Source organism: Curtobacterium flaccumfaciens, from assembly GCF_013359815.1.
Classification (GTDB): domain Bacteria; phylum Actinomycetota; class Actinomycetes; order Actinomycetales; family Microbacteriaceae; genus Curtobacterium; species Curtobacterium flaccumfaciens.
In genome coordinates this window covers 81143-103983 of the sequence record NZ_JABMCF010000041.1, presented here as the reverse complement: position 1 = coordinate 103983, position 22841 = coordinate 81143, and the positions used below count along the sequence as shown (strand labels likewise).

General features: G+C 72.2%; 15 protein-coding genes and 1 tRNA gene. 9 read left to right on the top strand and 7 right to left on the bottom strand.

The window, feature by feature from the left end:
* Positions 1-37 precede the first annotated feature (37 nt).
* A complete protein-coding gene (locus tag HP445_RS17380; protein ID WP_128781219.1) occupies positions 38-1546 on the bottom strand; it encodes a DEAD/DEAH box helicase in 1509 nt (502 codons plus the stop codon).
* A gap of 243 nt (positions 1547-1789) precedes the next feature.
* On the opposite strand from HP445_RS17380, the gene HP445_RS17375 reads away from it, so the two are divergent.
* Positions 1790-2506 carry a ferritin-like fold-containing protein gene (locus tag HP445_RS17375; RefSeq protein WP_017887041.1) on the top strand — a complete coding sequence of 239 codons (717 nt, stop codon included), beginning with the start codon at positions 1790-1792 and terminating at the stop codon, positions 2504-2506.
* 66 nt (positions 2507-2572) lie between these two features.
* Here the strand turns inward: HP445_RS17375 and HP445_RS17370 are convergent, their stop codons facing one another.
* Positions 2573-2869, bottom strand: coding sequence for a hypothetical protein (locus tag HP445_RS17370; protein WP_128781220.1), 297 nt, complete (start codon positions 2867-2869; stop codon positions 2573-2575).
* Positions 2870-2873: 4 nt separating this feature from the next.
* On the bottom strand, positions 2874-3098 hold the full coding sequence (locus HP445_RS17365; RefSeq protein WP_111022630.1) for a DUF3107 domain-containing protein: 225 nt from the start codon (positions 3096-3098) through the stop codon (positions 2874-2876).
* A 127-nt stretch (positions 3099-3225) separates the two neighbouring features.
* Here HP445_RS17365 and HP445_RS17360 point away from each other — a divergent pair, with 127 nt between their 5' ends.
* Complete coding sequence (locus tag HP445_RS17360) at positions 3226-6381, top strand: UrvD/REP family ATP-dependent DNA helicase (RefSeq protein ID WP_164941236.1); 3156 nt, start codon at positions 3226-3228, stop codon at positions 6379-6381.
* Positions 6382-6491: 110 nt separating this feature from the next.
* Entirely contained in the window at positions 6492-9686 is a 3195-nt protein-coding gene (locus tag HP445_RS17355) for an ATP-dependent DNA helicase (protein WP_128781410.1), read from the top strand.
* Between the two features lie 172 nt (positions 9687-9858).
* On the opposite strand, the gene HP445_RS17350 is transcribed toward HP445_RS17355, so the two are convergent.
* Entirely contained in the window at positions 9859-10857 is a 999-nt protein-coding gene (locus HP445_RS17350) for a phosphotransferase (RefSeq protein ID WP_111022632.1), read from the bottom strand.
* 116 nt (positions 10858-10973) lie between these two features.
* Between HP445_RS17350 and nudC the strand changes: the two genes are divergently transcribed.
* Both nudC and HP445_RS17340 read left to right on the top strand, forming a co-directional pair.
* Complete coding sequence (nudC, locus tag HP445_RS17345; RefSeq protein WP_128781222.1) at positions 10974-11909, top strand: NAD(+) diphosphatase; 936 nt, start codon at positions 10974-10976, stop codon at positions 11907-11909.
* A complete protein-coding gene (locus HP445_RS17340) occupies positions 11906-13672 on the top strand; it encodes an ATP-dependent helicase (RefSeq protein ID WP_175330837.1) in 1767 nt (588 codons plus the stop codon). Before nudC ends, HP445_RS17340 begins: the two co-directional genes overlap by 4 nt.
* Here HP445_RS17340 and HP445_RS17335 read toward each other — a convergent pair.
* Both HP445_RS17335 and HP445_RS17330 read right to left on the bottom strand, forming a co-directional pair.
* Positions 13563-14420 carry a TOMM precursor leader peptide-binding protein gene (locus HP445_RS17335; RefSeq protein WP_111033222.1) on the bottom strand — a complete coding sequence of 286 codons (858 nt, stop codon included), beginning with the start codon at positions 14418-14420 and terminating at the stop codon, positions 13563-13565. The two genes, HP445_RS17340 and HP445_RS17335, sit on opposite strands and share 110 nt — an antisense overlap.
* A 60-nt stretch (positions 14421-14480) precedes the next feature.
* Positions 14481-15899 (bottom strand): zinc-dependent metalloprotease, encoded by a 1419-nt coding sequence (locus tag HP445_RS17330; protein WP_111092436.1) that lies wholly within the window; start codon positions 15897-15899, stop codon positions 14481-14483.
* Between the two features lie 152 nt (positions 15900-16051).
* Between HP445_RS17330 and HP445_RS17325 the strand changes: the two genes are divergently transcribed.
* The 4 genes from HP445_RS17325 (at position 16052) to HP445_RS17310 (ending at position 21438) form a co-directional block, all read left to right on the top strand.
* Entirely contained in the window at positions 16052-17161 is a 1110-nt protein-coding gene (locus HP445_RS17325) for a YlbL family protein (RefSeq protein WP_128781223.1), read from the top strand.
* A 165-nt stretch (positions 17162-17326) separates the two neighbouring features.
* A complete protein-coding gene (locus tag HP445_RS17320; protein ID WP_175330836.1) occupies positions 17327-20308 on the top strand; it encodes a UPF0182 family membrane protein in 2982 nt (993 codons plus the stop codon).
* Between the two features lie 63 nt (positions 20309-20371).
* Positions 20372-20448, top strand: a tRNA-Met gene (locus tag HP445_RS17315).
* Positions 20449-20598: 150 nt separating this feature from the next.
* Positions 20599-21438, top strand: coding sequence for a carbon-nitrogen hydrolase family protein (locus tag HP445_RS17310; protein WP_128781224.1), 840 nt, complete (start codon positions 20599-20601; stop codon positions 21436-21438).
* 32 nt (positions 21439-21470) lie between these two features.
* On the opposite strand, the gene HP445_RS17305 is transcribed toward HP445_RS17310, so the two are convergent.
* Positions 21471-22679, bottom strand: a complete 1209-nt coding sequence (locus tag HP445_RS17305; RefSeq protein WP_128781225.1) for an aminotransferase class I/II-fold pyridoxal phosphate-dependent enzyme — start codon at positions 22677-22679, stop codon at positions 21471-21473.
* Between the last annotated feature and the right edge of the window lie 162 nt (positions 22680-22841).

The window sequence follows — 22841 nt, the reverse complement described above, 5'->3', positions numbered from 1 at the left end:
CCGTCGCGTCAGCGACGGGCCCTTCGGTCTGGAGGCGCTACTCGCCGTCCGACGTGCCCTGCGGTGCCGAGGCGGTCGCCGAGGCATCGCCGGTGCCGGCTCCGCGACGGCGGCGACGACGGCGACGCTTCGCCGCGCCGTCGGTGGCGGAACCACCTTCGACGGCCGAGCCGTCCTCGGTGCCGGCCGCGGCGGTGGGGGCGACCGACTCGGTGGCCGGAGCCTGCGGGGCGGACTGCTCCGTGCCTCCTGACCGGGTGCGGCTGCGCGACCGCGAACGCGACGCGTCACGCGAACCCGAGGCCGGGCGGTCGCTGGCGCGCTTCTCGACGGGGGCGCCGGCCGAGGCGGCGTGCGACGACGAGCCGGGCAGGCGGCCCTTGGTGCCCTTGGGGATGTCGAGTTCCTCGAACAGGTGGGGCGACGACGAGTAGGTCTCGACGGGCTCGGGGATGCCGAACTCGAGGGCCTTGTCGATCAGCGTCCACTTGTGCAGGTCGTCCCAGTCGACGAACGTGACCGCGATGCCGGTCTTGCCCGCACGGCCGGTGCGGCCGGCGCGGTGCAGGTACGTGTCCGGGTCGTCCGGGATCGTGTGGTTGATCACGTGCGTGACGTCGTCGACGTCGATGCCGCGGGCGGCGACGTCGGTGGCGATGAGCACGTCACGCTTGCCGGCCTTGAACGCCGCCATCGCGCGCTCGCGCTGCTCCTGGTTGAGGTCGCCGTGCACCGCTGCGGCGTTGAACCCGCGGTCCTTCAGCTCCTCGACGAGCTTCGCCGCGGCACGCTTGGTGCGGGTGAAGATCACGGTCTTGCCACGGCCCTCGGCCTGGAGGATGCGGGCGATGACCTCGTCCTTGTCCAGGGAGTGCGCGCGGTAGATGAGGTGCTTGATGTTGGCCTGCATGAGGCCCTCGTCCGGGTCGGTCGCCCGGATGTGCACCGGACGGCTCATGAACCGGCGGGCGAGGGCGACGATCGGCGCGGGCATCGTCGCCGAGAACAGCATCGTGTGCCGCAACTCGGGGACGGCCTGGAAGATGCGCTCGATGTCCGACAAGAACCCGAGGTCGAGCATGCGGTCGGCCTCGTCGAGCACGACCTCCTGCACGTGGGAGAGGTCGAGCAGACGCTGCCGCTGCAGGTCGATGAGCCGCCCGGGCGTGCCGACGACGATCTGGGCGCCGGCCTTGAGCTGCTCCACCTGGCCCTCGTAGGCCTTGCCGCCGTAGATCGAGACGACCGTGGTCGGACGGTTCGAGGCCGCGAGCTCGAGGTCCTCGGTGACCTGGACCGCGAGTTCACGGGTCGGGACGACGACGAGCGCCTTCACGCCGTGCGCCGGGTCGGCACCGAGCCGCTGGATCAGCGGCAGGCCGAAGCCGAGCGTCTTGCCGGTACCCGTCTTGGCCTGGCCGATGATGTCCTGGCCGGTCAGGCCGAGCGGGATGGTCTGTTCCTGGATCGGGAAGGGCTCGATGATGCCCTTGCCGGCCAGTGCATCGACGATGTCCTGGTCGATGTTGAGGTCTGAGAAAGTCAAAGAATCACCCTAGTTCTGGTGGAAGTCCGGGCCAGTCTACCGACGGGCTGGTGGTCCGGGGCACTCCGGCTCCCGACGGGCGCGTGGTCCGGGGCACTCCGGGGTGCCGCTGGGCGTCGGGGCAGGCGCCCGGGGGGTGCCGCTGGGCGTCGGGGCGGGCGCCGCTGGGCGTCGGGGCGGGCGTCCGGCGGGCGCCGCTGGGCGTCGGGCGGGTGACCGGCGGGTGCCCTCTATGCTGGTCGCGTGGTGTCGTGGTGGAACCGGAAGCGCGCGGCGCAGCTCGCTGCCGCATGGCTCGCGTCGCGGAACCCGCGCGGAGCCGCGCAGGTCAAGCGCCTCGCGCTCGACGACGTCACCCCGGAGCTCGACGTCTACCTGGGGCAGGCCGCGTACCTGCAGCTCTCCGTCTACGAGACGATGGGACGAGCCGGTGCTTCGGCCCCGACGCTCTCCGGCCGTCTGGTCACCGGGGTCCTCGCGACCACGGCGCTCGAGCGGCACCGCACGATCGTGGCCGAGATCGAGCGCACCGGCGGGGACCCGGCAGCGCTGATGGCCCCGCACCGCGAAGCGATCGACCTGTTCCTCGAACGGACGAGCGGCGCCGACTGGTACGAGTCGATGCTGACCGGCTACGTGACGGCCGGCATCCTGAACGACCTGTTCGGCAACCTGCTCCGCTCGCTGCCGATCGACGTGCGGCAGCGGCTGCGGTCGGTGTTCGACGCGCGCGAGGAAGCGGCGGTCGTCGAGGAGCTGACGGCCCACATCGAGGACGACCCGCAGATCGGTTCGCGTCTGGCGATGTGGGGACGTCGCCTGGTGGGCGACACCCTGCTCGTCGCCCGGTCGGCGCTGGCGTCGCACGCCCGCGAGGACCAGGAGCGGCTCGAGCCGGTCTGGACCGAGCTCATCGCCGCGCACACCCGACGGATGGACGCGCTCGGGCTGACGGCCTGAGCGGTTAAGCTGCCCGAGGGGCTGGCTGGTCGAGCGTCAGGTGCTTGGGCTTCGGCTGCCGGGGCGTCAGGCGCCGCGCGTCTTGAGCAGCTCGTAGTACTCGGCGTCGCGCTTGTCGCGCTGGGTGCCGAGGAGCCACTCGACGACGAGGGTGATCGCGCCGGACCCCACGAGGGCCACGACCCAGATCCAGGTGCCGTCGTACCGCCACCCGGCCCAGGTCAGCGCTTCCCAGAGCACTGCTGCGGCGATGCCGCCGACCGCTGGGCCGACGAGCACGCCACGGTTCGACCGCCATGGCATGATCACGTGCGCGACCGCACCGATGATGACGCCGCCGAGGACGGCGAAGAGCAGTTCCACGTCGTCAGGCGACGAAGCCGATGCGCCGTGCCTCTTCCGCGCCGACCTCGACGTACGCCAGGGCCGAGACGGGGACGATGAAGCGACGGCCCTTGTCGTCCTGCAGCGACAGGTGCGTCGACTTGGCGGTGAGCGCCTCGGACACGGCCTTCTCGACCTGGTCCGCGGTCTGGGCGGTCTCGAAGGCGATCTCGCGGGGGCTGTTGATGATGCCGATCTTGATGTCCACGAGCACAGCGTATCCGAGCGGTCCCGTGCGGCATCGGGCGTTCGCCGCGGGCGCACTCGACGGCGTGACGACCGGTGCCCCGCGCGTCCGCAGCGGTGCTGTCGGCGGTCCTGGGTACCGTACGAGCGTGCCGCAGACCACGCTGATGCCCGCTCCCGAGGACACCGGGTTCGCGCGCGCACTGGTCGACGACCCCTCGCAGGCCGCGGTGCTCGCGTTGCCGGACGGCCGTCACGCCGCGGTGATCGGTGCGCCGGGCAGCGGCAAGACGACCACGCTCGCGCGGCTCGTCGCCGACCGGCTGACCCGGCCCGACGCGATCACCCCCGACGGCCACGCGACGGTGCTCGCCCTGACCTCGGCGCGGACGGCCGCGACGGCGCTGCGTGACCGGCTCGCACGGGCGGTCGACCGGGTCGTGCCGGGTGCCCTCGCACGCACCGTGAACTCGCTGGCGTTCCAGATCGTCACCCACGCGGCGTCGGTGCAGGGGCAGGAACCCCCGACGCTGCTGACCGGCGGGGAGCAGGACCGGATCATCGCCGACCTGCTCGCCGGCCACGAAGTCGACGGAGCCGGACCGGCCTGGCCCGACCCGATCACCGCCGTCGTCCGTGAGCGAGCGGGGTTCCGTACCGCCCTGCGCGACGTCATGATGCGTGCCGTGGCCGCCGGCGTCGAGCCCGACGACATGCGGGAACTCGGCGACGAGCTCGGACGGCCCGAGTGGCGGGCCGTCGGGGACTTCGTGGACGACTACCGGGCATCGGTCACCGCGTTCCGGCCGACCGGGCTCGACTCCGGCGAACTCGTGGCGTACGCCACCGCCGCGGTGCTGCGGCACGAGCTCCCCGCGAGCATCGCCGCCCTGCGCCTGGTCGTGGTCGACGACACGCAGGAACTGGTGGAGGGGGAGATCGCGCTGCTCGGGGCACTCGCGCGCTCCGGCGTGCAGGTCGTCGCCTTCGGGGATCCGGACATCGCCGCCTCGGCGTTCCGCGGCGCCGAGCCGGACGTGCTCGGTCGGCTGGCCGTGCGACTCGGGGTGGACCGCGTCGACGAGCTGTTCCTCGGCGCCGTGCACCGGCACCCCGCCCCGATCCGTGCCCTGGTCACCGGCGTCACGGGTCGAATCGGCACCGCGGCGGCCGGTCGGCAGCGCAGCGCGTCGGCGGGCGACCAGGATGCGCGGTCCGACGCCGTCGTGCACCTCGAAGCCGCCAGCCGGTCCGCGCTCGTCGTGGCGATCGCCCGTCGACTGCGCGAACACCGTCTGCTCGACGGTGTGCCGTGGCACCGGATGGCCGTGGTCACCCGCAGCGGTGCTGCCATCCCCGAACTCGTCCGGGCACTCTCCGTGGCCGAGGTCCCGGCGACCGCCGGTGCCGCGCCCGTCCGTCCGCGCGACGACTCCGCGGCGCGGGCGCTGCTCGACGCGGCCGCGGTGGCGCTCGACGTCCTGCCGTTGGACGCTGCCCTGGCCACCGCGTTCGCCACCGGGCCCCTCGGTGGCCTCGACACCCTGGCCATGCGCCGGCTCCGGCTCGCCCTGCGGCGCGAGGAACTCGCGGGCGACGGCAGCCGCACCGCCGACGAACTGCTGGTCGATGCCCTGGGCGCGCCGGAGCGCCTGGCGACCGTTGACGCCGGGTTCGCGCGACGGGCGACCCGGTTGGCCCGCAGCCTGGTGCAGGCTCGTGCCGACGCGGATGCAGGATCGAGCATCGAAGAGATCCTCTGGGGCCTCTGGGAGCGCAGCGGTCTCGCGAAGTCATGGGGTGCCCAGTCCGCCGCCGGTGGGGTCGGCGCCGGGGAAGCCGACCGGCACCTGGACGCCGTCGTCGGCCTGTTCACCGCCGCCAAGCGCTTCGTCGAGCGCACGCCGGACGCGCCCGCGCGGGTCTTCGTCGACGACCTGCTCGGCGCGGACCTGCCAGAGGACTCGATCGGCCCCGACCGGACCGCCGGCCGGGTGCGGGTCCTGACGCCGTCGGCGACGATCGGGCTCGAGTGCGACGTGGCCGTGGTGCTCGGTCTGCAGGACGGCGTCTGGCCGAACACCCGGGTGCGCGGCAGTCTGCTCGACCCGGACGGCCTGGTCCGCGCCGCTGCCGGGGTCGAGCGATCACCCATCGACGACCGAGCCGCCGTGGTCGCCGACGAACTGCGGCTGTTCGCCCGGGCCGTTTCTCGGGCCACCACCCAGGTCGTCATCGGCACGGTCGCGAACGACGACGAGTCGCCGTCACCCTTCGTCCGGCTCGTCCCGGTGCCGCCGGACCGTCAGCCGACCGTCCACCCGCTGTCCCTGCGTGGGCTCGCCGGGTCGCTGCGCCGCCGCGTGGTGGGCTCCGGCGACCACGAGGCCGCGTCCGCGCTGGCCCGCCTGGCCGAGGCCGAGGTCCCCGGGGCGGACCCGGACGAGTGGTACGGGCTCGCCGAGCCGACCACGGACGACCCCCTGGTCGACCTCGACGCCGAGCCCGCGCCCGAGGTCGAGGGCGGCGAACCCGTCGCCCCGGCAGTATCCGTGTCGCCGTCGCGGATCGGCACCTTCGAGGAGTGCCCGGTGCACTGGTTCGCGCAGACCTTCGGCGGCGGTGCCCCGAGCCCGGCGATGGGCATCGGCACGATCGTGCACGAAGCGATGGAGCACGCCACCGAGATCGACGTCGAGTCGCTGTGGGAGCGGGTCGAGGCGCGGTGGGACGAGCTCACGTTCGAGTCGCCCTGGGTCGCCGACCGCGAACGTGCCCGGACCCGGCGGATGATCGAGGGGCTGAGCGACTACCTCCGCACCTTCGCCAGCGCCGGCCGCAGGCTGCTCGGCGCCGAGACCTCGTTCGCGCTCGTGACCGGGCCCGCCCGGATCCGGGGGAGCATCGACCGCATCGAGGTCGACGCCGAGGGGCGCGTGAGCGTCGTCGACCTGAAGACCGGCCGTTCGATGCCCAGCGAGAAGAACGACATGCCGGAACACCCACAGCTCGGCGCCTACCAACTCGCGGTCGAGGACGGCGCGGTCGAGGGCGTGCCGGCGGGGTCTCCGATGACCGACGCTCGGCTGGTCTTCGTCCAGAACCCCCGCGGCGGGCAGGCGTACTCCGAGCGGACCCAGCACGCGTTCGACGCCGAGGCGCGCGAGGCCTACCGCGAGCGGTTGCACGGGGTGGCGCGGGGCATGGCCGGACGCACGTTCGTGGCGAACGTGGACGACCACTGCGAGAAGGCCCGGACCGGGGTCGAGTGCCGGATCCACGTGGTGGCGGAGGTGACCTGGTGAGCGACACGACCGAGGCGGCGGACACGACCGACACGGCGGACGCGACCGACGCGGGTGACGCGACCGGCACGGCTGCTGCGGCTGGCTCGGCTGCCGCTGCACCGCCCGTCATCCGGCACGGCGCCGACGCCATCGCCGACGCCCTCGGCCGCCCTCGTCCCACCGCCCAGCAGCGTGCCGTCATCGAGTCACCGCTCGTGCCGGCGCTGGTCGTCGCCGGTGCCGGCAGCGGGAAGACCGAGACGATGGCCTCGCGCGTCGTCTGGCTGCTGGCCAACGGACTCGTCCGCCCCGACGAGGTCCTCGGACTGACCTTCACCCGCAAGGCCGCCGGCGAGCTGTCCGTCCGCATCAACGACCGCATCCGCGCGCTCGAGGACGTGGGGTTGATCACCCCCGGTGACGCCTTCGAGGCACCCACCGTCTCGACGTACAACGCCTTCGCCAACGCGGTCTTCCGCGAGAACGCCCTGCTCGTCGGGCGTGACGGCGAGTCCCAGGTGCTGACCGAGCCCTCGGCCTGGCAGCTCGCCCGTCGGGTGGTGGTGGCCGCCCGCGACGACCGGCTCGCCGGGCTCGACCGCGACGTCGACACCCTGACCGCAGCCGTGGTCGCGCTCGCCGGCGCCACCTCGGAACACCTCGTCGAGCCGGAGGACCTGCGCCGGTTCGCGATCGAGTTCTCCGAGCTGCTCGAACTCCCCGGCAACCGCGGCAAGCCGTACAAGGCGATCACCGACGCGGTCGCCGCGATCGGCGCCCTCGAACCCCTGGCCGACCTGGTCGCCGAGTTCCGACGACAGAAGGTCGACCGCGGGTTCGTGGAGTTCTCCGACCAGATCGCCCTCGCGCTCGCCGCGGCAGAGTCGGCGCCGCGGGTCGTGACGGACCTGCGGAGCCGGTACGGGGTGGTGCTCCTCGACGAGTACCAGGACACCTCGGTGGTGCAGACCCGGTTCCTCGCCCGGCTGTTCCGCGGGCACTCGGTGATGGCGGTCGGCGATCCGCACCAGTCGATCTACGGGTTCCGCGGTGCGAGTGCCGCGAACCTCGCCCGGTTCCCGCGCGACTTCGGCGGCGACGAACCCGGCGTGGCCGAACCCGTCACCTTCGCGCTGTCGACCAGCTGGCGGAACCCGGTGGACGTGCTCGCGGGGGCGAACGCGATCGTGTCACCGCTGTCCGAGGCGTCCGAGGTCGACGTCGAACGACTCTCCCCGCGGCCAGGTGCGGACGCCGGCACCGTGCGGGTGGTGTTCCCCGAGACCCTGCCGGAAGAGGCCGACGAGGTCGCGGCGTGGTTCCAGGACCACCGCAGGCAGAACCCGGCGGGCTCGATGGCGCTGCTGCTGCGGGCCCGGAAGGACCTCGCGGCGTTCACGGCGGCGCTCGGTGCCCGTGGGGTGCCCTACCACGTGCTCGGCACCGGCGGACTGCTCCAGCGTCCGGAGATCGTCGACCTGGTGGCGTGCCTGCGGGTGCTGCACGACCCGGCGGCCGGAAACGACCTGCTCCGGCTGCTCGCGGGTGCACGGTGGCGGGTCGGGGCGGCGGACATCGTCGCCCTGCACCAGCTCGCCCGGTGGCTGTTCCAGCGCGACCACACCCAGCAGCGCCTCGATGACGACCTGACCGCGGCCTTCCGTGCCTCGGTGGCTGCCGGGGAGCACGGGTCGATCGTCGACGCCCTCGACTTCGTCGCGACCGCACCCGACGAGCACGGCGCGCTCGAGGGCATCACCCCCGCGGGTCGCAGCCGGATGCGTGCGCTCGGCGGGCAGCTTGCGATGCTCCGCTCACGCGCGGGGAGCGACCTGGTCGACTTCGTGACGCTCGTCGTGCAGGAGATGCGACTCGACATCGAGGTCGCCGCGCACGAACAGGGCAGCGGCGCGTACCTCGACGCCTTCATCGACGAGCTCGCCGGTTTCGTGTCGACCGACGACCGGGCCGACCTCGGTTCGTTCCTCGGGTGGATCGACGCCGCCGCCCGGCGTGACGACATGGGCCCGCGTTCCGAGGAGCCCGAGGCCGGCACCGTGCAGATCCTGACGATCCACGGGTCCAAGGGGCTGGAGTGGGACGCCGTCGCGGTGCCCCGGATGGTCGAGGGCGGCCTGCCGGCGCGTCCGCAGGAGGGCTCGTCCGGTTGGCTCGGGTTCGGCCGGCTGCCGTACGAGTTCCGCGGGGACGCCGCCGAGCTGCCGCGACTCGCATGGCGCGGGCAGGAGACCCAGAAGGACGTCACCACGGCGATCGACGCCTTCAAGGAACAGGTGAAGGCCCGCAACGAGGACGAGGAACGCCGGCTGACCTACGTCGCGCTGACCCGTGCCAAGCACGACCTGCTTGTGTCCGGCTCGTTCTGGGCCGGCGGGGTCCGACCCACCGAGCCGAGCCGCTACCTGCGCGACCTGGTGGACGCCGGCGTCATCGACGGTGCGGCGATCCCGGAGACGACGGTGCACGACGAGAACCCGATGGGGGAGAGCGGCGCGACCCAGACCTGGCCGCACGTGCCGTTCGGACAGCGTGCACCGCGGGTCCTGGCCGCCGCCGAGCGGGTGCGGAACGCGAACCCCGGCGCTGCGGGGCGCTTCGCTGCCGACATCGACCTGCTGCTCGCTGAACGGCATGCCACCCGGAACGCGAAGCACGCGGTCGCCGTCCCGCACCGTGTCCCGGCGTCGGGCTTCAAGGACTACCTGACCGAACCCGACTCCGTGGCCGAGCGGCTCCGCCGGCCGATGCCGGAGCGCCCGTACCGCGCCACCCGGCTCGGCACGCTGTTCCACCAGTGGGTGGAACAGCGGGCACGGAGCGGCGGCGCGCTCGAGACCCTCGACGTGTGGGACGGCGAGCTCGACCTCGATGCCGACGACCTCGCCGATTCGTCGCCGGACGCCGTGGTCACCGACGACGACGCCCGTCGACTCGCGGACTTCCAGGCGACGTTCGCCGGCTCACGGTGGGCGGGGCTGACGCCGATCGAGGTCGAGCGCGAGATCCACATCCCGTTCCTCGGCCACAGCGTGGTCTGCAAGCTCGACGCCGTGTACGAGATCGACGGGCGCGCCGAGGTGGTCGACTGGAAGACGGGCAAGGCGCCGTCGGGGGCGGACGACCTGGCCCGCCGAACCCTGCAGCTCGCGTTGTACCGCGTCGCCTACGCCGAGTTCACCGGGCGACCGCTCGACCAGGTCGACGCGGTGTTCTACTTCGTCGCCGACGACTTGGAGGTCCGTCCGACCGAGCTGCTCGACCGCGCCGGACTCGAGCGTGCGTGGTCCGAGGCCATCGGCTGACGTCCTGCGGCCGCGCTGCGTTCGTGTCGTGCTCCGCCCTGGAGGCCCGGTGCCGGTCCGCCGGACCCGCGCCGGGCCTCCAGGCGGTCGCGTCCACGACTCCTGCCGCACGTTGGTGAGTAGAAATGGTCGGGTGCGCCGCAGCGACCCGACCATTCCTGCTCACGAAGCGTCAGCCGTGGCGGCGTTCGGTGGAGGACAGCAGCTGCTCCACCTCGCCGATCTCCATCGTCTCCGGTGACACGGACTGCAGCGGTTCCGCACTCGGGGCGTGCACCGCATCGACCAGGCGGTGCATCATCGCGACGGCGTCATCGACGACCTCGGTGCTCTTCGCCTGGACGCCGTGCAGCAGCCAGTGCGCCGTCTCGAGTTCGTGGTGCACGCGTGCACGCTGCGCGAGCTGTCGGTCACGCCCGCCGCCGTTCGCCTCGTAGGCGCTGAGGACGGTGTCGAAGGCGTCGCGGCGGCCGGCGAGCACCCAGGCGAGGTCCTTCGCCGGGTCACCGAGCCGCAGCTCGCCCCAGTCGAGGATCCCGGTCACCGCGTCGCCGTCCACGAGCAGGGCGCCTGTGCCGAGCGAACCGTGCACGACGGTCGGCGTGAACTGCCAGAGCTGCTGGTCGCGGGCGGCACCCTCCCAGCGTTCGACGAGCGCGGCGGGGACGAGCTTGGTCGCCACGGCGCGGTCCATCACCGAGACGGCGGACCGGAGCACCTCGAACGGCGTGAGCGACGGCAGGCCGGCGTCGGAGACGAAGCTCGTCGGCAGCTGGTGGATCGAGGCGACGGCACGGCCGACGCTGGTGGCGAGGTCGGGGCGTTCGACGAGCGACGCGAGGGTCGGGTGGGCCCCGACCAGCCGCGTCGTGACGATGGCGCGCGTCGACCCGATCGGCGCCTGGCCGCGGTACTCGGCGACGCCGAACGGCAGGCGTGTGCGGATGCCGGCGCTCAGCGCGCGGATGGCGACGAGGTCGGCCGACTGCCGCGCCTCGGCGCGCTGGTTTCGGGGGCGGCGGATGACGATCTCGGCACCGTCGGCGTCGCGGAGGAGCGCCGACTCGTAGTCGCCGGCCGCGGCCGAGCCGAGCGTGCGCGTGCCCGTGACAAGGAGACCTGGAACGGCCGTCGTCGCCAACGCGGCTAGAGTGAACTGGGATCCCGCCATGCCCCTCAGGGTAGGCGCGTGACGCGTGCACGGCTGCACGCCACGCTGTTCGGCGGCCCGCACGCCCACCGCACGTCTCCTGCACGTCCGCACCCGATCCGAGGAGCTCTCCCGCCGTGACCGTCGAGTTCGCCGCCCGGCTCCCGCTCTCCCGCAACGAACTCGACCGCGACGCCGAGTTCCGCACGACCGACGACGTCGAGCGTGTCCTGCGCGAGGACGAGCACACCCGGTACCTGCCGGTGCGTGGTGCCGAGATGCTCCGGAACGCCGACGGCGCCCTGCGCTTCGTGACCGCGGCGGAGATCCCGGTCGACACCGTGACCCTGTACCTCGGCCGCGCGGTGTCGGACGCCGCCGATGCCCCGGCGGGTACCCGCTTCGTCGCCGCCCTGATCGACAGCGCGACAGCCACCGCCATCGAACCCGAGGACGACGCCTGGCAGAGCCTCCGGATGTTCGGCACCGAGCTCTCGCCGCGCGACCAGGGCCTGGCGGTCGAAGCCGTGGCGATGGCCAACTGGCACGCCGTGCACGGCTTCTCGCCGCGCACCGGCTCACCCACAGCCGTCGTGAGCGGCGGATGGGTTCGCCGCGACCCCGAGGGGCACGACCTCTTCCCGCGCACGGACGCGGCGATCATCGTCGGGGTCGTCGACGCCGACGACCGGATCCTGCTCGGTTCCAACGCCGCGTGGGACGCCGATCGGTACTCGCTGCTGGCCGGGTTCGTCGAGCCGGGGGAGTCGCTCGAGGACGCCGTCCGCCGCGAGGTCTGGGAAGAGTCCGGCGTCCGTGTCGAGGAGCCCGAGTACCTCGGCTCGCAGCCGTGGCCGTTCCCGGCGTCGCTGATGGTGGGCTTCCGTGCCCGCGCAGCCGGCGGCGACCCGACGACCGCCCGACCCGACGGCGTGGAGATCCTGGACGTCCGGTGGTTCTCGCGCGACGAGATCCGCGAGCGGGCCGGCGACACCCTGCTGCTGCCGGGACGCACCTCGATCGCCCGCGCCATCATCGAGGAGTGGTACGGCGGGCCGCTGGACCTGCCGTGAGCGTCACCGGTCCGCGCGGTGCGAGGGGTGCCGGGGCAGTCGAACCCCGGCCGCCGTCGCCCGACGAACTGCTCGCCGCGCTCGACGCCGAGCAGCGGACGGTCGCCCGCACCCTGCTCGGTCCGGTCGCGGTGCTCGCCGGCGCCGGGACGGGCAAGACCCGCGCGATCACGCACCGGATCGCGTACGGGGTCGCCACCGGGACCTACGCGCCGAACCACGTCCTGGCGCTGACCTTCACGACCCGTGCCGCCGGCGAACTGCGGTCGCGCCTGCGCGCGCTCGGGGCCGGGACGGTCCAGGCGCGCACCTTCCACGCCGCCGCGATGGCGCAGCTCAGCTACTTCTGGCCGGACACCGTCGGCGGGCACGCCCCCAAGATCGTCGAGTCCAAGGGGCGGATGATCGCCCACGCCGCGGACACGGTCGGCATGAACGTCGACACCCCGGTGCTCCGCGACCTGGCCGCCGAGGTCGAGTGGCGCAAGGTGCAGATGCTCTCGCTCGACGAGTACGAGGCTGCCGCCGCCGACCGGGTGATGCCGCGCGACACCACGCCGCGCCGGGTCATCGACCTGATGAAGGCGTACGAGCGGCTGAAGGACGACCGGCGGCAGCTGGACTTCGAGGACGTCCTGCTGGCGACCCTCGGCATGGTCGAGTCCGAGCCCCGCGTGGCGTCGTACGTGCGGCAGCAGTACCGGTTCTTCGTCGTCGACGAGTACCAGGACGTCTCGCCCGTGCAGCACGACCTGCTGCGGGCCTGGCTGGGCGGCCGGGACGACCTGTGCGTCGTCGGCGACGCCAGTCAGACCATCTACTCGTTCGCCGGCGCCTCGAGCGACTACCTGCTCGGGTTCGGGTCGGAGTTCCCGCGCGGGTCGGTCCTGCGCCTCGAGCGGAACTACCGCTCCACCCGCGAGGTCGTGTCCGCCGCCAACGCGCTGATGCGCGGCCAGCCCGGCGCGCTCGACCTGGTGGCCCAGAGCCAGGAACCGGGCCCGGAACCGGTCGTGCTGGCCTGCGTCCACGACGGTGACGAGGCACAGACCATCGCCCGGCGCATCGCCGAGCTCGTCGGGGCCGGAGCGTCCTACGGGGACTGCGCCGTGCTCTTCCGCGTCGGAGCGCAGTCCGCCGCGCTCGAGTCCGCGCTCGGTCGGAACGGCATCCCCTACCGCGTGCAGGGCGGGACCCGGTTCTTCAACCGCCCGGAGGTCAAGCTCGCCGTCCACCACATGCGCGGCGAGGCGATCCGGCAGACCGACGACGAGCTGACCCGACGGGTCCGGCTGGTGCTGCAGGTCAGCGGCTGGACGGAGACGCCGCCGGAGGGCACCGGCGCAGTCCGCGAGCAGTGGGAAGCGCTGCAGGCGATCATGGGCCTGGCCGAGGACGCCCCCGCCGGCACGACGATGCAGCAGTTCACCCAGGACCTGGTGGACCGTGCGGCGACGCACCACGAGCCCGAGGTCGACGCCGTCACGCTCGCGACGCTGCACTCGTCGAAGGGCCTGGAGTGGCCGCACGTGGTCATCGCCGGCGCCGCCGAGGGGCTCCTGCCGATCTCGCACGCGTCGACCGACACCGAGGTGGACGAGGAACGACGCCTGTTCTACGTCGGGCTGACGCGCGCCCGCCGTTCCGTCACGATCACGTGGTCGCAACAGGGCTCCACTCGTGGGGGAGCCCGGGCTCCGAGTCGGTTCCTGGCAGTGCTCGGCACGCGCACCGCGGATGGGGCCGGACCGGCGAACGGCTGACCGACAGGTCGTCGCGCTCGAAGACGAGCTGGTCGGGGTCGGCTCGTTGCGTCCGGAGCGGGAGCCGTTCCAGCAGCATCCGGGTCGTGGCGGCGGCCACCGCCGCCGACCGCCACGGTGACAGCGGTGTCGGGTGCCGCCCCCACACCTGGGCCGCGATGGCTGGCCAGGCCGGGTCGTCGTCGACGCGTGCGTACTCAGCGCACTGGAGGCACGGCCCGGCTCCCGGCACGACGAACGGCCCGAGACGGACGCGTCCGTCGCCGACGACGACCGCCAGGTGCGGCACACCCCGGCGGGTCCACGCGGCTCGGAGCGCCGGGTCGACGACGTGGTCGGCCACCACCACGGCCAGGCGTGGTTCGGGCTCGGGCAGCACGATCGGCCCCCCGGCGGGCGCGGTGGTGCGGCTGACCGTCACGCCCTCGCCGGACAGGAACGTCGCCACGGCGTCGGCGAGGACACCGGCGCCGTGCACCTCGATGCGTTCGAGCGGCTCGGGCAGGACCTCGACCACCGCGGGCGACGCGGCCCCGAGCACACCGGCAGCACGTTCCGGCGAGCACCCCGACGCGGCCGCCAGGCCTGCCAGCACGTCGTGCCCGGTCTCGCGTCGCAGACCGTTGAGGAACCGTTCTTCCCCCGTGGTGGGCACCGCGACGACGGCGCGTGGAGGATCGACCCCGAGCTGGACCGTGGCGGGGTCACGCCAGACGAACTCGAGCGTCGGATCGATGCGGATGCCCATGACCCCACGCTGCCGGAGTGTGCGGCACGCGTGGGGTCACAAGAGGGATCTGTGGAGAACTCAGCGGGGCTGGTCGCCCGTGTCGTTCCCGGGCTCGTCGCCCGCTCCGCCCTCGGTGTCGTCGGCCACGCGGCCGGACTCGTCCTCGTGCGGACGCGCACCGGTCGAGTCGTTCAGCAGGTCCTCGAGGGCCTTGTCGAACGCGTCGTCCTCGTCCGTCTGGGAGGGGTTCCGCAGCCGTGCGACGAGGGCATCGGGGGCGTCGACGTCGTCCGAGGTCGGCACCAGGTCGAAGTGCGACCAGAGGGCGTCACGCTGTTCGGCGCCGAGCTCGTCGGTCACCCGCTGCCACATCGCCGCGGCCTCACGCAGGCGACGCGGTCGCAGCTCGAGGCCGACGAGTGTGGCGAACGCCGACTCGGCCGGGCCGCCGGCCGCGCGGCGACGGCGCACCATCTCGGCGATCGCTCCGGCCTTGGGGAGACGGACGGTGGCCGCGGCGGTGACCGTGTCCACCCAGCCCTCGACGAGTGCGAGCATCGTCTCGAGCCGGGCGAGCGCGGCGTCCTGCTCGGCGGTCCGCGGCGGGATGAGGGCGCCCGAGGCGAGTGCGTCGCGCAGCTGTTCCTGGTTGGTCGGGTCGATGTCGGCCGCGAGTTCCTCGACGCGGTCGAAGGGGATGTGGATGCCCCGCGCGTAGTCCGTGATGGACGAGATGATGTGCAGGCGGAGCCACCGTGCCGACCGGAAGAGCCGGGCGTGGGCGAGTTCGCGGACCGCGAGGTAGATGCGGACCTCGTCCTCGGAGACGTCGAGGCCCTCGGCGAACTCGGCGACGTTCTGGGGCAGGAGCGCTGCGACCTGCTCGTCGAGGAGCGGCACGCCGACGTCACCGCCGGAGACGACCTCCTTCGACAGCTGCCCGACGACCTGGCCGAGCTGGATCGCGAACAGTGCCCCGCCGATGCCGCGCATCGCCTTCGAGACGTCACCGAGCATCGCCTTGAGCTGCTCGGGAGCACGCTGGTCGATCGCCTCGGTCAGGGCATCGGCGATGCTGAAGGCCACCGGCTCGGCGATCTGCGTCCACACCGGGACGGTCGCCTTAGCCCACTGCTCACGCGTGTAGAGGCTCGGGGTCGCGGTCAGCTCGGCGACCGTCGTGACCTCGTCGAGCCACAGCGCGGCGACCTGGAACGCCTGGTCTGCCGCCTGCGAGGTTGCCGGGTCGACGGGGTGGCCGCCGTCCCGAGCGATCGCGGTGGCGCGTTCGGCGGTGGCCGAGAAGTCGATGCCGTCACCGCCGGACTGCGCGGCACGCTGGAGCTGGCTCATCAGGTTCGCCACGGAGGCCGGGTCGTTCGGCAGACCGGCGGCACCGGCGAGCTGCGACGGGTCGATCTGCCCCTCGCCCGAGAGCAGCTTGCGCAGCATCTCCTGGAAGTCGTCGTCCGGCCCCGGCTGTGGTTCATCAGGCATGCCGACTACGCTAATCGCTGCTCACGGGGCCGCACCTGGGATGCCCCCGTGGGAACGCCCGAAGCGCTGCGCCCAGGGCGAACAGCCCTGTCGCGAGACGTGGGCGAACACCCTGCCGCCAGGCGCGGGTGCCCACCTCGGAAGGACCCCGCGTGACCCTCTTCGCCCCCGCGCCCCGTCGTCGCTCGCGTGCCCGGACGGTCGGGTGGGCGTTCCTGGTCGGCGCGGTCGTGCTGGGACTGCTGGCGAGCCTGCTGCCCAGTCCGTACCTCATCGAGGTCCCCGGGCCGGTCTACAACACGATCGGCACCCAGGAGCAGGGGACGGGCAAGGACGCGAAGGACGTCAAGCTCATCCAGGTGTCCGGCCACGAGACGTACCCGACGGCCGGCGCCCTCGACATGCTCACCGTCGGCATCCAGGGCGACGCCACGAACCGCCCGTCGTGGACCAGCGTGATCCGCGCGATCTTCACCAGGTCGCAGGCGGTGATCCCGGTCGAGGCGATCTACCCGAGCGGCACCACGACCGAGCAGGTGAACGAGCGGGACTCCGCCGACATGCAGGCGTCGCAGCAGTCAGCCGTCGCCGCCGCGCTCATCCAGCAGGGGAACGACCTGCCCACCGAACTCGAGGTCAGCGCCGTGCAGGAGGGCTCAGCGGCCGACGGCGCGATCGAGAAGGGCGACGTCATCACGGCGTTCGACGGCAAGTCGCTCACGACCAACGCCGACGCGGTGAGCCTGCGCGAAGCCGTCGCGCAGCACGGCACCTCGAGCCCCGCGACCGTCACCGTCGAACGGGACGGCGCGACGAAGGACGTCCGGGTGACGCCGCGCAGCGAGCAGGGCACGGCGCTGCTCGGGGTCGGCGTCACCGAGCGCTACGAGTTCCCCTTCAAGGTGTCGATCCGCCTGCAGGACGTCGGCGGTCCGTCCGCCGGCATGATGTTCGCGCTCGGGATCATCGACGAGATCACGCCGGGCAAGCTCAACGGCGGCAAGCACGTCGCGGGCACCGGCACGATCACGGCGGCCGGCGAGGTCGGCCCCATCGGCGGGATCCGGCAGAAGCTCTACGGTGCCGCGGACGCGGGCGCCACGGTGTTCCTCGCCCCCGCGGACAACTGCGACGAGGTCGTCGGGCACGTGCCGGACGGGCTGGACGTCTACAGCGTCTCCACGCTCGACCAGGCCGTCACCGACCTGCAGACGATCGCTGACGGCAAGAGCACCGCGAAGCTCGCCCGCTGCGGGTCCTGACCCGGTCCTGAGCCCCCGTACAGGTTCACGCTCGGTCCCGTCCCATAGGATCAGTGTCACTGACGGCCCGCCGCGAGCCGGGCCCGCCGGTCCGACACGTCTGGAGCACATCAAGTGACGACAACCTCGTCCACCTCGGGGCGGCGTTCGCCGCGGGTCCCCATCGTGGTCACGATCATCGTGCTGGCCGCACTGGTGATCGCCTTCTTCATCTTCGCCAGCCTGTACACCGACTACGCGTGGTTCGCGCAGCTCGGGTTCCAGCAGGTCCTCACCACCCGGTGGATCGCCGGGACCCTGATGTTCCTGGCGGGCTTCCTCGGCATGGCGGTCCCGGTCTTCGTGAGCATCGCGCTCGCGTTCCGGTTCCGGCCGGTCTACGCGAAGCTCAACTCGCAGCTCGACCGCTACCAGCAGGTCATCGAGCCGCTGCGGCGCGCCGTGATGATCGGCATCCCCGTGGTCCTCGGCATCTTCGCCGGGCTCTCGACCGCGGGCCGCTGGAGCATGGTCCTCGAGTACTTCAACCGCACGCCGTTCGGCAAGACCGACCCGCAGTTCGGACTGGACATCGGGTTCTACGTGTTCGAGCTGCCGTTCTGGCGCTCGATCGTGGCCTACTCGTCGGCCGTCGTCCTCATCGCCGGCCTCGCCGCGCTCGCTGCGAGCTACCTCTACGGTGCGCTCCGCTTCGGTGGTCGTGAGGTCCGGATCTCCCGTGCCGCACGCATCCAGCTCGCGGTCACGGCGGCGCTCTACATCGCGCTGCAGGCCGTCAGCCTCTGGCTCGACCAGTACGCGGCCCTGACGAAGTCGAACTCCCTCATCACCGGTGCCCAGTACACCGACGTCAACGCGGTCATCCCCGGCCGGGAGATCATGGCGGGCATCGCGGCGATCGTCGCGCTGCTCTTCATCGTCACGGCGGTCATCGGTCGCTGGCGCATCTCGATCGTCGGCACGGGCCTGCTGCTCGTCGCCGCGATCGTCGTCGGCGGCATCTACCCGTGGGTCGTCCAGCGTCTGCAGGTGAAGCCCTCGGAGCGCACCTTCGAGTCCGCCTACATCGAGCGGAACATCAAGGCCACGCGAGACGCCTACGGTGTCGCCGGCGTCGAGGAACAGAACTACGACGCCACGACCGAGACGAGCTCGGGTGCGCTCGCGAAGGACGCGCAGACGACGGCGAACATCCGCCTCATCGACCCGAAGATCGTCTCCGACACGTTCAGCCAGCTGCAGCAGTACCGGCAGTACTACCAGTTCCCGAAGGAGCTGGACGTCGACCGCTACGACGTCAAGGGCGAGACCGAGGACACCGTCATCGCGGTCCGCGACATCGACCTCGCCGGGCTCAGCTCGGCCGCGAACACGCAGTACAACCGGGCGTTCGTCTACACCCACGGCTACGGCGTCACCGCGGCCTACGGCAACCAGCGCGCGAGCGACGGCAAGCCGGTGTTCCTGGAGTCCGGCATCCCGTCGAACGGTGCACTGGGCGACTTCCAGCAGCGCGTGTACTTCGGTGAGACCTCGCCGCCCTACTCGATCGTGGGTGCGCCGAAGGGCACGAAGGACGTGGAGCTCGACTACCCGTCCGGTTCGGACGACGACAACGGCGGCAACGCGACCACCACCTACGCCGGCGACGGCGGTCCGAGCCTCGGCAACTTCTTCAACCGGCTCGTCTACGCCGCGAAGTTCCAGTCGGAGCAGATCCTGCTCTCGAACGCGGTGAACAAGGACTCGCAGATCCTCTACGACCGCGACCCGATCACCCGCGTGCAGAAGGCGGCGCCGTACCTGACCGTCGACAGCGACGCCTACCCGGCGATCGTCGACCACCGCATCCAGTGGGTGGTGGACGGCTACACCACGAGCGACGCGTACCCGTACTCGCAGAGCCAGAGCCTGTCGGACAGCATCGCCGGCGCCGAGTCCTCGACGTACCGCACCGACCAGGTGAACTACATCCGGAACTCGGTGAAGGCCACCGTCGACGCCTACACGGGCAAGGTGACGCTGTACACGTGGGACACGAAGGACCCGGTCCTGAAGACGTGGCAGAAGATCTTCCCGACGTCGATGAAGCCGGTGTCGAGCATGAGCGCCGAGCTCCTCGACCACGTGCGGTACCCGACGGACCTGTTCAAGGTGCAGCGCTCGATCCTCGGGACGTACCACGTGACCAACGCCAACTCGTTCTACTCGGGCGACGACGCGTGGAACACCCCGCAGGAACCGACGAGCACGGCGACGTCGGACAGTGATGCCGACACCGCGGCGACGTCGACGAACGCGCTCGGCGCGCAGACGACGACGACCGCCAACAGGGCGAACCTGCAGGACCCGTACTACCTGACGATGAAGGTGCCGGGGCAGGGGACGGCGTACTCGCTGTACACGACCTACATCCCGCAGCAGTCGGCCGGGGCGAACAACCGCAACGTGCTGACCGGCTACCTGGCGGTGAACTCCGACGCGGGTGGTGCCGGCAAGGGCGAGAAGGCGTCGGGTTACGGCAAACTCACGCTGTTGACGATGCCGAAGACCGACAACATCCCGGGCCCCGGACAGGTGCAGAGCCTCTTCAACGGTGACTCGACCGTGTCGCAGGAGCTGAACATCCTGAAGCGGGGCAACTCGACCGTGAAGCAGGGCAACCTGCTCACTCTGCCGGTCGGCGGTGGGTTCCTCTACGTACAGCCCGTCTACGTCCAGTCGACCTCGAGTGGTTCGTACCCGCTGCTGCAGAAGGTCCTCGTGGCCTTCGGCGACAAGATCGCGTTCGAGGACACCCTCGACGAGGCGCTGAACTCGCTGTTCGGCGGCGACTCCGGTGCCGCGGCGGGCGACTCCGGCGCGAGCGGCAGCGACAGCGGTTCCGGTTCCGGCTCCGACAGCGGATCCGGCTCCGACACGGGGTCCGGTTCCGACACGGGTTCCTCGGGCTCCGGCTCGACCGGCTCGACGGGTTCCGGCTCGACCGACAACGACGCCCTGCAGGAAGCCCTGGCCGACGCCAAGGCAGCCCTGCAGGACCGCCAGGAGGCCTACGCCGACAACGACCTGGTCGCCGCGGCGGAAGCCGACCAGCGCCTCCAGGACGCGATCGAGGCCGCCACGGCAGCCGAGAACGGCAACTGACACACCGTGGCGGGGCACTCGATTTGTGTCCCGCCACGGCCCCGTGTAGGCTTCTAAACGTGCCGCGGGGTGGAGCAGTTCGGTAGCTCGCTGGGCTCATAACCCAGAGGTCGTAGGTTCAAATCCTGCCCCCGCAACCAAGCATCACATGAAGGCCCCGGTCCAACAGGACCGGGGCCTTCTTCGTGTCCCCGCCGAGACGCCCCGCCGAGACGCGAGACGCGAGACGCCCGGCGCAGGACGCCCCGCCGCAGGCCCGCCCGCCGCAGACCCCCGAGTACGCTCGCCCCATGGCCACCCTCATGATCGCGGCGGCGCAGTTCGCCCCCGTGGACGACCCCGTCGCCAACCTCGCCACCGTGCGGACCGCCGCCGTCGACGCGGCGGCCCGTGGCGCAGACCTCCTCGTCACGCCGGAGTACACCTCGTACTTCACCGCCGACATCGACGATCGGTTCGTGGCGGCCGCGCAGCCCCTGGACGGTCCGTTCGTCTCCGGCCTCCGTGACATCGCCCGCGAAACGGGCATCGCCCTGATCGTCGGGGTCGCCGAGTCGGCAGACACGCCGGAGCGCTTCCGGAACACCCTGGTCGCGGTGCTCCCGTCGGGCGACCTGGCGGCGACGTACCGGAAGGTCCACCTCTACGACGCCTTCGGCTCGCGGGAGTCGGACCGCATCGAGTCCGGCGACCCGGAGCAGCTGCCGGTCTTCGACCTCGGCGGGGTCCGTGTCGGGCTCGAGACCTGTTACGACCTGCGCTTCCCCGAGGTCACGCGACGGCTCGCGGCTCCCGAGACCGGAGCGGCCGACGTCGTCGTCCTCCCGGCGGAGTGGGTGCGCGGCCCCGGCAAGGAGCACCACTGGCACACGCTCCTCACCGCCCGCGCGATCGAGAACACCGTCTGGGTCGTCGGGGTCGGGCAGACGCCGCCGATCGGGATCGGCGGCTCGGTCGTCCTCGACCCGTCGGGCGTCGCGATCGCCTCGGCCGGCGCCTCGCCGACCACGCTCACCGCCACGATCGACACCACCGTCACCGATGCCGTCCGGCGGGTGAACCCGTCGCTGTCGCTGCGGCGCTACGACGTCGCACTGCGCACCCTGCCTGGAGGCCCGGGGCAGCCCTGACGCGTCGGTCGCGTCCCCGATGCGGTCGCGTCTCAGGCGCGGGGGCGCCCTCCGAGGGTCGCCAGGCGTGCGGCGGCGTCCTCCAGGACGCTCCGGCGCTTGCAGAACGCGAACCGCACCAGGGACCGGTAGCCGGCGACCCGGTCCGGGCGGACGAACGCCGAGACCGGCACGCCCGCGACACCGGCCAACGCGGGCAGTTCGAGGCAGAACGCACGGGCGTCGTCGTACCCGAGCGGCGCGGCGTCGGCGAGCACGAAGTAGCCGCCGTCGGGTCGCATCACGTCGAACCCCGCCGCCGTCAGTCCGTCGGCGAGTAGTTCGTGCTTCGCGCGCAGGTCGGCGGCGATGCCGGTGAAGACCGCGTCGGGCAGGCGGAGTCCCACGGCGACGGCCGGTTGGAAGGGCGCGCCGTTCACGAAGGTCAGGTACTGCTTCACCGTCGTGATCGCGTCGACGAGTGCCGGGGGAGCGGTGAGCCAGCCGACCTTCCACCCGGTCGTGTTGAAGGTCTTGCCCGCGCTCGACCTCGACACCGTCCGCTCGGCGGCGCCGGGCAGGGTCGCGATGGGCGTGTGCGGGACGTCGAACGTCAGGTGTTCGTAGACCTCGTCCGTGATGATCACCGCGTCGCGCTCGGTGGCCAGGTCGACGATCGTCTGCAGCACCTCGGTGGGCAGGACCCGGCCGGTCGGGTTGTGCGGGGTGTTCACGAGCACGGCGCGGGTGCGGTCGGTGAAGGCCGCGCGGAGCGTGCGCTCGTCGGGCAGGAAGTCGGGCGCGGTCAGCGGGACTGTGACGTGCACCCCGCCGGCCAGCCGGATGAGGGCGCCGTAGGCGTCGTAGAACGGCTCGAAGGTGATCACCTCGTCACCGGGTTCGACCAGCGCGAGGATCGTCGCGGCCAGCGCCTCGGTGGCGCCGGCGGTGACGAGGACCTCGCGGTCGGGGTCCACCTCGAGCCCGTACCACCGCTGCTGGTGCTCGGCGATCGCCGCCCGCAGATCGGGGGTGCCCCGGCCCGGCGGGTACTGGTTCACGCCGTCGCGGATCGCCTGCACCGCGGCCTCGAGCACCTCGGCCGGTCCGTCCTCGTCGGGGAACCCCTGCCCCAGGTTGACCGCGCCGGTGCTGGCGGCGAGGGCGCTCATCTCGGCGAACACCGTCGGTGCGGGGACCCCGTCCGGTCCGAGCAGCATCGCTCCGTCCGCGGCTCGCAGCCACGGTCCTGCCTGGCGCATGTGGTTCCCTCCCGTGCGGGCGACGACGTGTCGCGCTGAACGGACCCCAACCTAGCTGTCCGTCCCGCGGCGGACCGGGCCACCGTGTACAGCGCACGCATAAGATCGCCAGGGGTGGCTCGCAGCCTCGCCAGAAGGACCGCTCAGGTGCTTGCGACAGAC

Excerpts from the sequence above, each read along its gene's own strand:
- HP445_RS17350 (WP_111022632.1), bottom strand. The coding sequence starts at position 10,857 with ATGGCGGGATCCCAGTTCACTCTAGCCGCGTTGGCGACGACGGCCGTT.
- HP445_RS17335 (WP_111033222.1), bottom strand. The coding sequence starts at position 14,420 with ATGGGCATCCGCATCGATCCGACGCTCGAGTTCGTCTGGCGTGACCCC.
- HP445_RS17330 (WP_111092436.1), bottom strand. The coding sequence starts at position 15,899 with ATGCCTGATGAACCACAGCCGGGGCCGGACGACGACTTCCAGGAGATG.
- HP445_RS17310 (WP_128781224.1), top strand. The coding sequence starts at position 20,599 with ATGGCCACCCTCATGATCGCGGCGGCGCAGTTCGCCCCCGTGGACGAC.
- HP445_RS17305 (WP_128781225.1), bottom strand. The coding sequence starts at position 22,679 with ATGCGCCAGGCAGGACCGTGGCTGCGAGCCGCGGACGGAGCGATGCTG.